Source organism: Romboutsia sp. (genome assembly GCF_056995035.1).
Genome location: NZ_JBXKIW010000017.1, coordinates 14216 through 29655, shown reverse-complemented (window position 1 = coordinate 29655; position 15440 = coordinate 14216). Strand labels below are relative to the sequence as shown.

The 15440-nt window shown below is 31.8% G+C and carries 14 protein-coding genes and 6 tRNA genes; all 20 read left to right on the top strand.

Annotated elements, in window-relative coordinates:
- The 20 genes from AC11VW_RS02185 (at position 1) to murA (ending at position 15437) form a co-directional block, all read left to right on the top strand.
- Positions 1-75, top strand: a tRNA-Glu gene (locus tag AC11VW_RS02185).
- Positions 76-89: 14 nt separating this feature from the next.
- A tRNA-Gly gene (locus AC11VW_RS02180) sits at positions 90-163 on the top strand.
- 12 nt (positions 164-175) lie between these two features.
- Positions 176-251 (top strand) — tRNA-Val (locus AC11VW_RS02175).
- 6 nt (positions 252-257) lie between these two features.
- Positions 258-334: transfer RNA gene (locus tag AC11VW_RS02170), tRNA-Asp, on the top strand.
- A gap of 9 nt (positions 335-343) precedes the next feature.
- Positions 344-418 (top strand) — tRNA-Gly (locus tag AC11VW_RS02165).
- A 12-nt stretch (positions 419-430) separates the two neighbouring features.
- A tRNA-Arg gene (locus tag AC11VW_RS02160) sits at positions 431-507 on the top strand.
- A gap of 136 nt (positions 508-643) precedes the next feature.
- Positions 644-1486 carry a diadenylate cyclase CdaA gene (gene cdaA / locus AC11VW_RS02155; protein ID WP_484299754.1) on the top strand — a complete coding sequence of 281 codons (843 nt, stop codon included), beginning with the start codon at positions 644-646 and terminating at the stop codon, positions 1484-1486.
- Complete coding sequence (locus AC11VW_RS02150) at positions 1483-2667, top strand: CdaR family protein (RefSeq protein WP_484299753.1); 1185 nt, start codon at positions 1483-1485, stop codon at positions 2665-2667. The genes cdaA and AC11VW_RS02150 overlap by 4 nt, the downstream gene beginning before the upstream one ends.
- A gap of 463 nt (positions 2668-3130) precedes the next feature.
- The gene (gene ptb, locus AC11VW_RS02145) at positions 3131-4033 is read left to right on the top strand and encodes a phosphate butyryltransferase (protein ID WP_484299752.1); all 903 of its coding nucleotides are present in this window, start codon (positions 3131-3133) and stop codon (positions 4031-4033) included.
- A gap of 20 nt (positions 4034-4053) precedes the next feature.
- A complete protein-coding gene (buk, locus tag AC11VW_RS02140) occupies positions 4054-5148 on the top strand; it encodes a butyrate kinase (RefSeq protein ID WP_484299751.1) in 1095 nt (364 codons plus the stop codon).
- Positions 5149-5217: 69 nt separating this feature from the next.
- Positions 5218-5895 carry an ATP-binding protein gene (locus tag AC11VW_RS02135; protein ID WP_484299750.1) on the top strand — a complete coding sequence of 226 codons (678 nt, stop codon included), beginning with the start codon at positions 5218-5220 and terminating at the stop codon, positions 5893-5895.
- Positions 5896-5940: 45 nt separating this feature from the next.
- The gene (locus tag AC11VW_RS02130) at positions 5941-6156 is read left to right on the top strand and encodes a 4Fe-4S binding protein (RefSeq protein ID WP_484299749.1); all 216 of its coding nucleotides are present in this window, start codon (positions 5941-5943) and stop codon (positions 6154-6156) included.
- Positions 6157-6181: 25 nt separating this feature from the next.
- Entirely contained in the window at positions 6182-7258 is a 1077-nt protein-coding gene (locus tag AC11VW_RS02125; RefSeq protein ID WP_484299748.1) for a 3-methyl-2-oxobutanoate dehydrogenase subunit VorB, read from the top strand.
- Positions 7258-8013, top strand: coding sequence for a thiamine pyrophosphate-dependent enzyme (locus tag AC11VW_RS02120; RefSeq protein ID WP_484299747.1), 756 nt, complete (start codon positions 7258-7260; stop codon positions 8011-8013). Before AC11VW_RS02125 ends, AC11VW_RS02120 begins: the two co-directional genes overlap by 1 nt.
- A 1-nt stretch (position 8014) precedes the next feature.
- Positions 8015-8557, top strand: a complete 543-nt coding sequence (locus tag AC11VW_RS02115) for a 2-oxoacid:acceptor oxidoreductase family protein (RefSeq protein WP_484299746.1) — start codon at positions 8015-8017, stop codon at positions 8555-8557.
- Between the two features lie 169 nt (positions 8558-8726).
- Positions 8727-10073 (top strand): phosphoglucosamine mutase, encoded by a 1347-nt coding sequence (gene glmM, locus AC11VW_RS02110; RefSeq protein ID WP_484299745.1) that lies wholly within the window; start codon positions 8727-8729, stop codon positions 10071-10073.
- A gap of 319 nt (positions 10074-10392) precedes the next feature.
- Positions 10393-12222, top strand: coding sequence for a glutamine--fructose-6-phosphate transaminase (isomerizing) (gene glmS / locus AC11VW_RS02105; protein ID WP_484299744.1), 1830 nt, complete (start codon positions 10393-10395; stop codon positions 12220-12222).
- A 237-nt stretch (positions 12223-12459) separates the two neighbouring features.
- Positions 12460-13320 carry a 4Fe-4S binding protein gene (locus tag AC11VW_RS02100; protein ID WP_484299743.1) on the top strand — a complete coding sequence of 287 codons (861 nt, stop codon included), beginning with the start codon at positions 12460-12462 and terminating at the stop codon, positions 13318-13320.
- A 101-nt stretch (positions 13321-13421) separates the two neighbouring features.
- Positions 13422-14159, top strand: a complete 738-nt coding sequence (locus AC11VW_RS02095; RefSeq protein WP_484299742.1) for a YwmB family TATA-box binding protein — start codon at positions 13422-13424, stop codon at positions 14157-14159.
- Between the two features lie 21 nt (positions 14160-14180).
- Positions 14181-15437: a UDP-N-acetylglucosamine 1-carboxyvinyltransferase gene (murA, locus tag AC11VW_RS02090; protein ID WP_484299741.1), complete on the top strand. Its 1257-nt coding sequence runs from the start codon at positions 14181-14183 to the stop codon at positions 15435-15437.
- The last annotated feature ends 3 nt before the right edge of the window (positions 15438-15440 follow it).

The following is a 15440-nucleotide window of genomic DNA, read 5'->3' as shown; positions in this document are numbered from 1 at the left end:
GGCCCATTGGTCAAGCGGTCAAGACACCGCCCTTTCACGGCGGTAACAGGGGTTCGATTCCCCTATGGGTCACCAAAAAAATTAAATACGCGGGTGTAGCTCAATGGTAGAGTTCTGGCCTTCCAAGCCAGCTGTGAGGGTTCGATCCCCTTCACCCGCTCCAGATTAAACTTATGGGACTATAGCTCAGCTGGGAGAGCACCTGCCTTACAAGCAGGGGGTCACAGGTTCGAGCCCTGTTAGTCCCACCATTATGCGGCCTGGTAGTTCAGTTGGTTAGAATGCCAGCCTGTCACGCTGGAGGTCGAGGGTTCGAGCCCCTTCCAGGTCGCCAATTAAATATGCGGGAATAGTTCAGTGGTAGAGCGCAACCTTGCCAAGGTTGAAGTCGCGAGTTCGAATCTCGTTTCCCGCTCCATATAAATAATATGGGTGCATAGCTCAGCTGGATAGAGCAACGCCCTTCTAAGGCGTGTGTCCGGGGTTCGAATCCCTGTGCGCTCACCAATAAAAAAAGTTTCACTTTAGTGAAACTTTTTTTTTATATAATTATATAATGTAATTAATTTGTATATAGTTAGATTAATATAGTATAATACATAGTGTAAATAATTAAGAACTTGTCAAACAGGAGGATAAAACTGTGTTGGATATAAATTATTTTTTAAGTGGTTTTTTTGATATAATTTTTAGAATAACAATAAATGACATAATTGACATATCAATAGTTGCATATATATTTTATAAGATATTTATGTTTATAAAAGATACAAGAGCGGCACAAGTTTTAAAAGGAATACTATTTTTATTAGTAGGTACCCAAATAAGTAATACTTTTAAATTACATACTCTTCATTGGATATTAGTTAATGCTCTTGAGTTTGGAGTCATAGCGGCTCTTATAATTTTTCAGCCAGAACTTAGAGCAGGGCTTGAACATATAGGTAGAACTAAGTTTAATTTCTTTATGAAAAATGGTCCAAATACACCAGAAGAATCGTTTAATAAAACAATAGAAGAAATAGTTGAATCCTTATATTCATTATCAAGGCAAAAGATTGGGGCTCTTATTATTATGGAAAGACAGACTAAGATAGGTGAGATAATAAATACAGGAACTAGTATAGATGGTGAAGTATCAAGGCAGTTATTAATAAATATATTTATCCCAAATACTCCGTTACACGATGGGGCGGTTGTTATTAGGGATTCGCAAGTAAAGGCAGCAGCATGTTTCTTGCCGTTGACCGAGAGTAAAGACTTAAGTAAGGATTTAGGGACTAGACATAGAGCTGCAATAGGTGTCAGTGAGGTTTCAGACTGTATATCACTTATTGTCTCAGAAGAAACAGGAGATGTATCTATAGCTAAAGCAGGGAAGTTATATAGAAACATATCAAAAGATAGAATGATAAATATACTAAGAAGTAATTTAAAGGCTAAAGCAGATGAGAAAAGCTTTTTTAAAGGTGGTATATTCAAATGATGGATAAATTTAAAAATAATACCAAAATAAAATTAATATCCCTGCTAAGTGCTCTTTTATTATGGCTATATGTTATGGCTGTAGTAGACCCAGAAGAAACTAAGTTATTTGAAGATGTTCCTATAGTTATAAGCAATATGGATGATTTAAAAGAAAAAGATCTTGTAATTTATCCGGATATTGAGTTAACTACAGATATATCTATATCTGGAAAACTTTCAAATATACAAAAGATTAAGAAAGAAAATATACATGTATATGGACAAATAAATAATCCAATAGAAGGAAAAAATGATATATATTTAAAAGCAAGTACTTCAGAAAGAGTTACTCATGAATTTAAAAATAATGTTATTATAGTTAACCTAGAGAAAGTAGTAGCAGAAGAAAGAAGTATAGAGATACAAGCACAAGGTAAATCAAAAGAAAATATAGATACTGTAAGTATAGATAAAGATCAAAATAGTATAGACGTATCAGGACCAAGGGTTTTAGTTGATCAAGTTCAGAAAGTTATAGGCATATTGGATGTAGGCTCAAAAACTAATGATTTTTCCGCTCAAATAGGCTTAATGCCTATAGATGAAGAGGGTAATGAAGTTGAGGGTGTAGAGTTACAACGAACATCTGTCATAGTGAGTGCTACTTTGTTAAAGGAAAAAGACGTTCCTATAAAAATTAAGTTTGATGAACAGAGTAACTCTGAAGCCAATCTAAAAGATTATACATTAAGTAAGAATAGTATAAGCGTAAAGGGTAAAAGAGACATTATAGATAAACTTGAGTATATAGAGACTCAGGTTATAGATATAAAGGATTTAAACAATAGTACTTCAAAGGATATATACCTAAGTATTCCAGAAGGTGTAGCAACAGAAACTAAATATATTACCATAAAATCAAATAATTTAGAAGTAATTAAAGAAGAATTTGTATATAGATCAGAGGAAATTGAGATAAGAAACAATGAAAATAATATAGATGTAACAACTATAAAGGTACCAGATAAGGTCAATGTTAACATTGAATATTTAGAGAGTGTAGGAACTATAACAAAATCAGATATAGTATTATATATAGACTTATCCCAAGTAATTAGTGAAGATGATAAGTATGATATAAAATATGATTTGAAATATGATCTTAAAAATATAGTTGTTGATTCAAATAAAACAGAATAATATAGGCTATCTTTAAATGAAGATGCAACAGAAAATATCGTTTTAACGAAAAAAAAAGATATTTTTGTTGCATCTTATTTATTTTAGTAATAATATAAAAGGGAATAGCAATTAAAGGGGAATAGTCAGAAAAATCAAACAAATCTTAAATGACTAGGAAAACGTTGCTGAAAAATGTATAATTAAAATATAGAACACAACATGTACAGATTATATTGAGAACATTAAAGTATTCTAAACAAAATGTACTCTAAATTTAATTATCAGTATTTAGTCACATCATAATATAATAAAAAATAAATAAATTATACTCTGTATAAATAAGAATAGTATCTTTCTATAGAATATAAGGGATAGATATGATTATTTAAATAACTAAACTGCGTTATGTATTAACTAGGAACTATGAGAAAAAGTCAGAAAAATAATTTTTTATTAGATATCAAAAATGAGGTGGGAGTAAATGAGAAACTTTGAAGAAGTAATAAAATATGCAAGAGAAAGAGGGCCTAAAACTATATCTGTGGCATGTTGCCAAGATAAAGAAGTTTTAATGGCTGTTGAAATGGCTAGAAAAGAGAAAATAGCTAACGCTATTTTAGTTGGGGATATAGAAAAAACAAGAGAAATAGCAAATAGTATAAATATAGATCTTAATAACTATGAATTAATAGACATAAAAGACTTATCAGAAGCATCTCTAAAATCAGTTGAATTAGTATCACAAGGTAAAGCAGATATGGTAATGAAGGGATTAGTAGATACATCTATAATATTAAAAGCAGTGTTAAATAAAGAGGTTGGTTTAAGAACTGGAAATGTATTAAGTCATGTTGCAGTATTTGATATAGAGGGATATGACAGATTATTTTTAGTAACTGATGCAGCGATGAATTTAGCGCCAGATGTAAATATTAAAAAACAAATTATAGAAAATTCATGCATAGTAGCACATGCATTGGATATAGAAAAACCAAAGGTAGCTGCGCTATGTGCCAAAGAAAAAGTAAATCCTAAAATGCAAGATACAATAGATGCAAAAGAATTAGAAGAAATGTGTGAAAGAGGGGAAATTGAAGGCTGTATAGTAGGTGGACCTTTCGCATTAGACAACGCAGTATCATTAGAAGCTGCAAATCACAAAGGTATAAATCATCCAGTAGCAGGTAAAGCAGATATATTATTAGCTCCAGATATAGAAGCAGGGAATATATTATATAAATCATTAGTATTTTTCTCTAAATCAAAAAATGCAGGACTTATAGTAGGAGCTAAAGCACCTGTAATATTAACTTCAAGAGCTGATAATGAAGAAACTAAGTTAAATTCAATAGCTTTAGGTGTATTAATGGCAGCTAAAGCTTAATATATTAGGGGGTACAGCATATGAATAATGTATTTAAAATACTAACAATAAATCCTGGTTCAACATCAACTAAAATAGCTGTGTTTGACAATGAGGATTTAGTATTTGAAAAAACTTTAACACATTCTTCTCAAGAAATAGGCCAATATGAAAAAATATCAGATCAATTTGAATTCCGTAAGAAAGTAATAGAAGAAGTATTAGAAGAAGGTGGAGTGAAAACATCTGAGTTACATGCTGTAGTAGGTAGAGGAGGACTTCTTAAACCTATACAAGGTGGAACGTATGTTGTAAATGAAGCGATGATAGAAGATTTAAGAGTTGGTGTGTTAGGAGAACATGCATCAAACTTAGGTGGAATTATAGCTAAGCAAATAGGGGATGAAGTTAATATACCATCATATATAGTAGACCCTGTTGTTGTTGATGAAATGAATGAGGTAGCTAGGGTATCAGGAATACCTGAAATAGATAGAAAAAGTATATTCCATGCACTAAATCAAAAAGCTATAGCTAGAAGAGCTGCTAAGGAACTAAATAAGGAATACAGTGACAGTAACTTTATAGTAGCTCATATGGGTGGAGGAATATCTGTAGGAGCTCATGAACAGGGTAAAGTAATAGATGTTGCTAATGCTTTAGATGGGGAAGGACCATTTTCTCCAGAAAGAAGTGGTGGTTTACCAGTGGGAGACTTAGTAAAAATGTGTTTTAGTGGTAAATATACTCAAGATGAAATTAAAAAGAGAATAAAAGGTAATGGTGGATTAGTAGGATACTTAAATACTAATGATGGTAGAGATGTTGAAGAAAGAATTACTAATGGTGATGACAAAGCTAAATTAATTTATGAAGCAATGGCTTACCAAGTAAGTAAAGAAATTGGTTCATGCGCATCTGTACTTAAAGGAAATGTAGATGCAATATTATTAACTGGAGGAATAGCTTATTCTAAGTTATTTACAAGCATGATAGAAGATAGAGTTAAATTTATATCTGATGTAAAGGTTTATCCAGGTGAAGATGAGATGATAGCATTAGCTCAAGGAGGACTTAGAGTTCTAAATAAGGAAGAAGAACCTCAAGTATATGGTTGTGCAGTAGAATGCATATAAAAATATAGACAAGCGCATTAAACAAATAACATATATGAATTTAATTATATGACTTAATAGGTGAGATTAATGATAACCAACGATAACAGAATAAGAATCATAATAGGACATTATGGAAGTGGGAAAAGTGAATTTGCTATAAACTATGTTACTAAGCTGAGAAGTGAAGTAGATGGTAAAGTTGCACTATCGGACTTAGATGTAGTGAATGTTTACTTTAGAACAAGAGAGAAAAAAGAATTATTAAAATCTCTAGATATACTTCCTATAGATAGTTCAATAGATGCTCCAACACTAGACTTACCAGCAATATCAGGACAGATTTCAGCACCAATAAATGATAAATCTTATGATTATGTAATGGATGTTGGTGGAGATAATGTAGGTGCTAGGGTTGTAGGAAGGTTCAGCCATTTAATAGAAAAAAATGATTATGATATGTTTTGTGTAGTAAATGCAAATAGAGAGCAAACTCAGACTGCTAACAAGGTCATCGATCATATAAAAGCAATAGAAAAATCTTCAGGACTTAAGGTTACAGGTTTGATAAATAATACGCATCTTATTAGATCAACTACTATAGATGATATATTAAGAGGTCAAGCATTGGTAGAAGAAGTATCAACGCTATGCAATATACCAATTAAGTATGTTGTATGTATGGAAAACCTTGTACCGGAGTTACCAAAGGATTTAGAAGGGGAAGTATTCCCTATTAAGCTTTATATGAGAGAAGATTGGATGTAATTTGAGCTCAAATATATAGAAAAATTTTAAGGAGGGCATAGGAACATGGCTAAAGGAACAGTATTTTTTGATCAGGACCTTTGTAAAGGTTGTGGATTATGTATAGAAGCATGTCCAGTGAAAATTGTATCTATGGATAATAGTAGAATTAATAAAAAAGGATATAATCCAGCAACAGTTGTTGATATGGATAAGTGTATAGGATGTACAAATTGTGCTACTATGTGTCCAGATTCAGTTATAACAGTAGAGAGAGACTAATTAAAAATTAAAGGGGGCAATTTTAATGGCTAAGATACTTATGAAAGGTAACGAAGCATTTGGTAAAGCAGCTATAGAAGCTGGATGTAAATATTTCTTCGGTTACCCAATAACACCACAAAATGAAATACCAGAATATATGGCTAAAGAGTTACCTAATGTTGGAGGAGTATTCGTTCAAGCAGAATCAGAAGTTTCTGCTATAAATATGATATATGGTGGAGCAGGTACAGGAGCAAGAGTTATGACTTCTTCATCTTCTCCAGGAATAGCATTAAAGCAAGAAGGTATAACTTATGCTGCAGGGGCTGAACTTCCTTGCGTTATAGTTAACGTAATGAGAGGTGGTCCAGGATTAGGTGGAATACAACCTTCTCAAGCTGACTACTTCATGTCTACAAGAGGTGGAGGAAATGGAGATTATAGAACTCCAGTTTATGCTCCAGCTACTGTTCAAGAAGCAGTTGATATGATAATGGAAGCATTTAATGTTGCAGATTTCTATAGAACTCCAGTTATGGTAGTTGCAGATGGTATGATAGGTCAAATGATGGAGCCAGTAGAATTTAAAGCTCCTAAGACTAGAGAATTACCAGTTAAAGATTGGGCAACTACAGGAACTAAAGGTCAAAGAAAGCCTAATGTAATAAATTCATTATACTTACAACCAGAAGAATTAGAACAACATTGTATAAAGCTAGAAGCTAAATACAAGGAAATAGAAAAGAATGAAGTTGATTATGAAATGTACCAAACAGAAGATGCTGAATTAGTATTCGTAGCTTATGGTACTACATCAAGAATAGTAAAAAATGCTATAGATATGTTAAGAGCGGAAGGAATAAAAGCTGGTCTTATAAGACCTAAAACTTTATGGCCATTCCCAGTTGAAGCATTCAACAAAATACCAGCAGCTAGAGACTTATTAACTGTTGAAATGAGTATGGGTCAAATGGTAGAAGACGTGAGATTGGCTGTTGAAGGAAGATTACCTGTACATTTCTATGGAAGAGCTGGAGGGATGGTACCAGATCCAGAAGGAATAGCTAACAAGGCTAGAGAAGTAGTAGAAAGTGAATTAGCTGTAGGAGGTGTTAAATAATGTCAGTTGTATTTAAGAAAACTCAAGGTTTAACAGATGCTCAAACTCATTATTGTCCAGGATGTACTCATGGTATAATCCATAGATTAGTAGGAGAAGTATTAGAAGAATTAGATGTACTAGGAGATACTATAGGGGTAGCTCCAGTTGGATGTTCGGTTTTAGCATACAACTACTTTAACTGTGACATGCAAGAAGCATCTCATGGTAGAGCACCAGCAGCTGCTACAGGTATAAAGAGAATTCAACCGGATAAAACAGTGTTCACATATCAAGGAGATGGAGATTTAGCTTCAATAGGGACAGCTGAAATAGTTCATGCTGCAGCTAGAGGAGAAAAATTCACTACAATATTTGTAAACAATGCTATATACGGAATGACTGGTGGGCAAATGGCTCCAACTACATTAGTTGGCCAAAAAGCTACTACAGCTCCGAATGGAAGACAAATAGATACGCAAGGATTCCCAATAAAAATGACTGAAATGTTATCTACATTAACAGGAGCAGTATTTGTAGAGAGAGTTTCTGTAGATACACCTGCTAATGTTAGAAAAGCTAAAAAGGCTATAAAGAAAGCTTTCCAAGTTCAACATGCAGGATTAGGATTTGGTATAGTAGAAGTATTATCTACATGTCCAACTAACTGGGGATTAGCACCAAATGATTCTCTACAATGGTTAAGAGACAATATGATGCCGTACTATCCTTTAGGTAATATAAAAGATATTGATCTTAATGGGGAGGTGAAGTAATATGTCTACAGCTAGAGTAATATGTGCAGGATTCGGTGGTCAAGGTGTTATGTCTATGGGACAATTACTTACTTATGCAGGAATGTTAGAAGGTAAAGAAGTTTCTTGGTTACCATCATATGGACCAGAAATGCGTGGAGGTACAGCTAACTGTGCAGTAACTGTATCTGATAATCCAGTTGGTTCTCCTCTTATAACAGGAGATGCTACTTGTGCAATAGTTATGAACTTACCATCACTTGAAAAATTTGAGCAAGAAGTTAAACCAGGCGGGAAAATACTAGTAAATAGTTCTCTTATAGAGAAAAAAGTACAAAGAGATGACGTTGAAGTTCATTATATACCAGCAAATGATATAGCTGCAGAATTAGGAAATCCTAGAGTTGCAAATATGATAATGCTAGGAGCGTACTTAAAAACAGATTCAACTGTAGAAATTGATTCAGTTTTAGAAGCTTTCAAAAAGGTATTTGGACCTAGTAAAGAAAAATTTGTACCACTAAACAAGGCAGCTTTAGAAAAAGGTGCAGATGCTATAAAATAGTATTAAAATTATATAAAAAATTACAAAAATAGGACAATAGAATTAATTCTATTGTTCTTTTTGTTTATATATATTAAAATGTCTTTATGGAATAAACTATAATATATTTATATGCACATAATAATATATTATAGTTTGAGAGGCTTTTCGTTATGGAAGGAGATTTTTAATGAGAAAATATTTTGGAACAGACGGAGTAAGAGGAATCGCGAATACAGAACTTACTTGTGATTTGGCATATAAGTTAGGAAGAGCTGGAGGTTATGTTTTAGCTCAAGGGAAAGAAAAAGTTAAAGTAGTAGTAGGAAAAGATACAAGAATATCTGGAGATATGTTAGAATCAGCATTAACAGCAGGACTTATGTCTGTTGGATGCGATGTGATAACAGTTGGAGTAGTTCCAACACCTGCAGTAGCATACTTAATAAAAAAATATGAAGCTGATTGTGGAGTAGTAATATCAGCATCACACAATCCAGTTGAATATAATGGCATTAAATTCTTTAATCAAGATGGATATAAGTTAGATGATGAAGTTGAATTAAATATAGAAGAACATATAGATAATATAGAAAAAGTAGATTATCATCCAGTTGGAGAAAAAGTTGGCAAAAAAATGCATATGCATGATGCAGAAAGAGATTATATAGATTACTTAAAATCTATAATAAATGTGGATTTTAGAGGATTAAAAGTAGTTTTAGATTGTGCAAATGGAGCAGCATATAAAATTGCACCGATAGTATTTGATGAGTTAGGAGCAAGTGTAGTAACAATAAATAGTGACCCAAATGGGAATAATATAAATGATAACTGTGGATCGACACATCCACAAAAGCTACAAGAAGCTGTTCTAGCGCATAAAGCTGATCTGGGTCTTGCATATGATGGAGATGCTGATAGATTAATTGCAGTTGATGAAAATGGAACAATTGTTGATGGAGACCATATAATGATATTAAGTGCTATATACTTAAAAAAGAAAAATAAATTAGCACAAGATACATTAGTAGTCACAGTAATGAGCAACATAGGACTTACTATAGCAGCAAAAGAGCATGGAGTAAAACTTGCTACAACTGCTGTAGGAGATAGATATGTTTTAGAAGAAATGAAAAATAGTGGATACAACTTAGGTGGAGAGCAATCAGGCCACATGATATTCTTAGATTATAATACAACAGGTGATGGTGCTTTAAGTTCATTAGTACTTGCGCAAATAGTACTAGAAGAAGGTAAAAAACTATCAGAACTTGCAGCAGTAATGACTGAGTACCCACAAGTACTAGTTAATGCTAGAATAAAAAATGAAAATAAGAATAGATACATGGAGTACCCTGAAATAAAAAATGAAATAGAACGAATAGAAAATTTACTAGATGGGTGCGGAAGAGTCTTAATAAGACCATCAGGTACAGAACCATTAGTAAGAGTTATGCTAGAGGGTAAAGAGGAAGGTCAAATAAAAGAATTAGCTACAAATTTAGCTAATCTTATTCAAGAAAAACTATCGTAATTTAAAAGTGAATGCTAAGACCATAAAGTATATCCTAAAGCTAAAATAGTAATAGGAGTATATTTTAAGAGATTTCTTAGTATTCTCTTTATAAGCGCCAGAACTTAGTAACTAGATAGATGTTAGATAACATCAGTGCTGAGTTGACGAGGTCAGAGTTTATCGAATTATCGGCGGATGCTCTGCGGTGTGTTTATCATCGTTAAAACTTACTTAAAACATAGAAGTAATTCTTTGGACAAAGGCAAGTTTAATTAAACAACATGACCTAACTCTAAAAATATATAAAATAAATAATATTTTTAGGAGGAATTTTAATATGTGTGGAATAGTTGGATATTTAGGACACAGACAAGCAACAGAAGTTTTAATAGAAGGGCTTTCTAAGTTAGAGTACAGAGGTTATGATTCTGCAGGAGTTGCAGTTAACGTTGGAAATGAATTAGAAATAAGAAAGTTCAAAGGTAGATTAGCAGTATTAGCTGAGGATTTAGAAAAAAATCCAATAGAGGGTGGATTAGGTATAGGACATACTAGATGGGCAACTCATGGAGAACCATCTGATGTAAATTCTCATCCTCACTTTAATATGGATAGAACAATAGCAGTTGTTCATAATGGTATAATAGAAAACTATATGGAATTAAAAGAAGAATTGCAAGCTGAAGGTGTTATATTCTTATCTCAAACAGATACAGAAGTAGTAGCTCACTTAGTAGACAAGTACTATGAAGGAAATTTATTAGATGCTGTTTACAAGGCTACTGAAAGATTAAGAGGAGCATATGCATTAGGTGTTGTATGTAAAGATAATAACAATGAGTTAGTATCAGTAAGAAAAGATAGTCCATTAGTAGTAGGTCTTGGAGAAGGAGAAAACTTTGTAGCTTCTGATATACCGGCAATATTAAAGTATACTAGAAACGTATACTTCTTAGAAAATGGAGAATTTGTTCATATAGTTGGAGACAAATTAACTGTTTTAAATGAGAATAAAGAAGTTGTTCAAAAAGAAGTTACTGAAATAACATGGGATGTAGAAGCTGCATCTAAAGGTGGATATGAGCACTTTATGTTAAAAGAAGTATATGAGCAACCAAATGGAGTTAAAGAAACATTAATAAGAAGATTAAATGATAATGGAGAAATCCAATTAGATGATATAAAAATGACTAAGGAAGACTTAGAAAAAATAAATAAAGTATATATAGTTGCATGTGGTACTGCATATCATGCAGGGCTTGTTGGAAAGTTTGCTATAGAGAAGTTTGCTAAAATACCAGTAATAACTGATATAGCATCTGAGTTTAGATATAGAGATCCATTTGTAGATGAAAATACATTATTGATATTAGTAAGTCAATCAGGAGAAACTGCAGATACATTAGCATCTTTAAGATATGCTAAAGATAGAGGAGCTAGAATATTATCAGTAACTAATGTTGTAGGATCATCTATAGCGAGAGAGTCTCATGATGTATTCTATACATGGGCAGGTCCAGAGGTGTCTGTTGCATCAACTAAGGCTTACACTACTCAATTAGTATCATTCTATATGATAGCATTAGACTTTGCTATAAAGAAAGGTACTATAACAAGAGAGTTCTATAACGATATGATAGAAAAGCTAAAAGAAATGCCAGAAAAAGTAGAGCAAGCTTTACAACAAGAAAGTTACATCAAAGAAGATGTTGCTAAAACATTAAAAGATGCAAGTAGTGCATTCTATTTAGGTAGAGGATTAGATTATAACTTAGCTATGGAAGGTGCTTTAAAGATAAAAGAAATATCTTACATTCATGCAGAAGCTTTTGCTGCTGGAGAATTAAAGCATGGAACAATAGCATTAATAGAAAAAGGAACACCGGTAATAGCTATAGCAACTCAAGGAGAACTATTTGAAAAAATGGTATCTAATATGGAAGAAGTTAGAGCTAGAGGTGCATATGTAATAGCTATTGCTCAAGAAAAAAATAAAGAAGTTGAAAAATCTGCTGATAAGGTAATATATATACCAAATGTAGATGATATATTATCTAGTATATTAACAGTTTTACCGCTTCAATTATTATCTTACTATGTTGCAGTTGAAAGAGGTTGCGATGTAGATAAGCCAAGAAACTTAGCTAAATCAGTAACAGTTGAATAATAAATATTGATAAAAAGCCGTACATTTATAAAATGTACGGCTTTTTTATAGTAGAAAATTTTATTATGATTAAATTGTTGTGTATATTTTAGTAGTTGATGTTTATTTCTTATCATTAAAATAATTAATGGTATTCATAATAAGATTAAATATATGAAACGGATAAATACGCTAGATGATAAAAATTAAGTATGATAACCTATAAATAAATATATATATTTGAATAGGGGTGTAGATGTGATAAGTAAAGATGAAATAGCAAGACTAAAGGGAGAAGGGATATTAGCACAAAAACAAGAAGGATACTTTTCTATAAGAATATTAAGTAGAGCAGGAAATTTTACATCAGAGGAACTATGTAATTTAGCTAGGTTATCACAAAAGTATGGAAAAGGATACCTAGGTTTAACGACTAGAATGACAGTAGAAATTCCGTGGATTAAATATGAAGATATAGAAAGTTTAAAAAATGATTTAAAAGAAGTTAAATTATATCATGGAGGAACAGGAAAGAAAATTAGACCATTAGTTGCATGTAAAGGGACAGTATGCCAACACGGTATATATGATACCCAAGGGCTTTGTAGTAAACTACACGATGAATATTTCGCATATGACTTACCTGCAAAAACTAAGATAACACTAGTAGGATGTCCAAATAATTGCGCAAAAGCAAATACAAATGATATTGGCATAGTTGGCCAAATATATGTTAAATTTAATGAAGATAAGTGTGAAAATTGTGGGTTATGTATTAAATCATGTAGGCAAAAATCAGTTAAGATTGTAGACAAAAAACTAGTATGGAATAAAGAAGAATGTGTAAATTGTGGAAAATGTGCTCAAGTTTGTCCTTTTGGAGCTATGGAAATTGATAAGCAAGGAATGGCTATTTATATTGGAGGAAGAATGGGAAGAGGATATAGATTTGGGGATAAATTAACTAATTTATATCAAGAAGAAGAGATAGTAGAATTAATACAAGATATATTAGATACATACAGTAAATTAGCTAATCCTGAAGAAAGAATATGTAAGGTTATAGATAAAGTTGGAATTGACATATTTGAGAAAGTATTAATAGGTAAAAAAATATAATAATAGATAAAAACTAAAAACTAAGAGATATATAAAGTATATCCTCCTTAAAATTGTCAATAATTCAGATATAAACATGATAATTTTAAGGGGGATTTTTTATGAAAATAGTAAAATTGATTATGAGTTTTTTTATATTGATGCTAGCAGGAATCTTAATATCATATGCGGATATTAAATCAAATAATGAATATGATAAACTTATAGAAACGTTCAATAATACACAAGCAAATTTTAAATTTTATAATATAAAAGCTAATGGAACTATAAATTATGATATATCCAAAAATGAGATGAGAGATATTTGCATAGAAATAATTAATAATCTTGGTCTAGAGGAAAGTAATATAAAGTGGGAAGAAAATTGGAACAATAAGGAAAATCAAATATATGCTCAAATAAATACGGCAGAAAAAAGCATTTCCATAATTGGTATTAAAAAGAATTCTAAAGAGTCCTATATAATAGTTGACATATTAGAAAATAAAGTATATAAAAGTATAGTGGACATTTATACAGTTCTTGAAAATACTCTTGAGAAGCATACATCTCAAATGGATATAAATACCTGTATAGCAGGAGAATACACAAAAAAGTTACAAATGAATAAATATGATGAAATTTTAGAGAAAATATTATATAATATGAATGCTGAACAAATAGACAGAGTAGAAGAAGAAAATTTTGTATCGATAACAGCATACAGTAAAATTTTACATGAAAATTATTTAAAATATTTGGGAAATAAGGTAAATTTAAATATAGGTATGAGGTATAGTGAAGGTGATGAGAAAACGCTCATCTATATTGCTACGCCCATTATAAAATTAGATTATTAATAATGAGGAGAGGTCAATCAAATGGCAAAAATATTAGTTAAGAAGAGTAACCCACTTAAAGGTAGTGTTAAAATAGATGGAGCAAAAAATGCAGTATTACCAATTATAGCAGCAACTTTATTAGCGAACGGAAAATCTACTATAAAAGGAGTACCTAATTTAAGAGATGTACATGTTATATCGGATTTAATAAGACACTTAGGAGCAGAAGTAGATTACACAGATAATATATTAACAGTAGATGCAAGTAACATAACTACATGTGAAGCTCCGTATGAGCTTGTAAGAAAAATGAGAGCATCTTTCTTAGTTATGGGGCCATTACTTGCAAGATTTAATCATACTAAAATATCTATGCCAGGAGGTTGTGCTATAGGAACAAGACCGATAGATTTACACTTAAAAGGATTTAAGTGTTTAGACGCTACAGTAGAAATGGATCATGGATTTGTAGAAGCTACAACTAAGGGATTAACAGGAGCTAAGTTATACTTAGATTTTCCATCAGTTGGAGCTACTGAAAATATAATGATGGCAGCAGCCCTTGCAGAGGGAACTACAATAATAGAAAATGCAGCAGAAGAACCAGAAATAGTTGATTTAGCTAATTTCTTAAATGAAATGGGAGCTAACATAAAAGGCGCGGGAACAAACACTATAAAGATAAAAGGTGTTAAAGAATTAAAAGGTGCAGAGCATACAGTAATCCCTGATAGAATAGAGGCAGCAACGTATATGGTTGCAGCAGCTATGACTAAAGGTGATATAACAATAGAAAATGTAATGATGGAACATTTAAAACCAGTAGTAGCAAAATTAAAGGAAGCTGGTTGTGAAATAATAGAAATGGATAAATCTGTAAGAGTAATAGGTCCTGAAGTTTTAAAGCCAATAGATATAAAAACTTTACCACATCCAGGATTCCCAACAGATGTTCAAGCTCAATTTATGGCGATGCTTACAATAGCGAACGGAACAGGTGTAGCTATAGAAACAGTATTTGAAAATAGATTTATGCACGTTGCTGAGTTCAATAGAATGGGAGCTAATATAAAGATAGAAGGAAGAAGTGCTGTTGTTAATGGAGTAAAAGAATTACATGGAGCTAAGGTTAATGCAACAGATTTAAGAGCAGGTGCTGCACTTATATTATGTGGACTTATAGCAGAAGGTGAAACAGAAATAGGAGAAATATACCATATACAAAGAGGATATGTAGATATAGATAAGAAAATAACTGCATTAGGTGGGAATATAAGAATAGTAGAAGATAAATAAAAA

Coding starts and splice junctions, on each gene's coding strand:
- glmS (WP_484299744.1), top strand. CDS start 10,393: ATGTGTGGAATAGTTGGATATTTAGGACACAGACAAGCAACAGAAGTT.
- glmM (WP_484299745.1), top strand. CDS start 8,727: ATGAGAAAATATTTTGGAACAGACGGAGTAAGAGGAATCGCGAATACA.
- AC11VW_RS02095 (WP_484299742.1), top strand. CDS start 13,422: ATGAAAATAGTAAAATTGATTATGAGTTTTTTTATATTGATGCTAGCA.
- ptb (WP_484299752.1), top strand. CDS start 3,131: ATGAGAAACTTTGAAGAAGTAATAAAATATGCAAGAGAAAGAGGGCCT.
- AC11VW_RS02130 (WP_484299749.1), top strand. CDS start 5,941: ATGGCTAAAGGAACAGTATTTTTTGATCAGGACCTTTGTAAAGGTTGT.
- AC11VW_RS02115 (WP_484299746.1), top strand. CDS start 8,015: ATGTCTACAGCTAGAGTAATATGTGCAGGATTCGGTGGTCAAGGTGTT.
- AC11VW_RS02150 (WP_484299753.1), top strand. CDS start 1,483: ATGATGGATAAATTTAAAAATAATACCAAAATAAAATTAATATCCCTG.
- AC11VW_RS02120 (WP_484299747.1), top strand. CDS start 7,258: ATGTCAGTTGTATTTAAGAAAACTCAAGGTTTAACAGATGCTCAAACT.
- buk (WP_484299751.1), top strand. CDS start 4,054: ATGAATAATGTATTTAAAATACTAACAATAAATCCTGGTTCAACATCA.
- AC11VW_RS02135 (WP_484299750.1), top strand. CDS start 5,218: ATGATAACCAACGATAACAGAATAAGAATCATAATAGGACATTATGGA.
- AC11VW_RS02125 (WP_484299748.1), top strand. CDS start 6,182: ATGGCTAAGATACTTATGAAAGGTAACGAAGCATTTGGTAAAGCAGCT.
- murA (WP_484299741.1), top strand. CDS start 14,181: ATGGCAAAAATATTAGTTAAGAAGAGTAACCCACTTAAAGGTAGTGTT.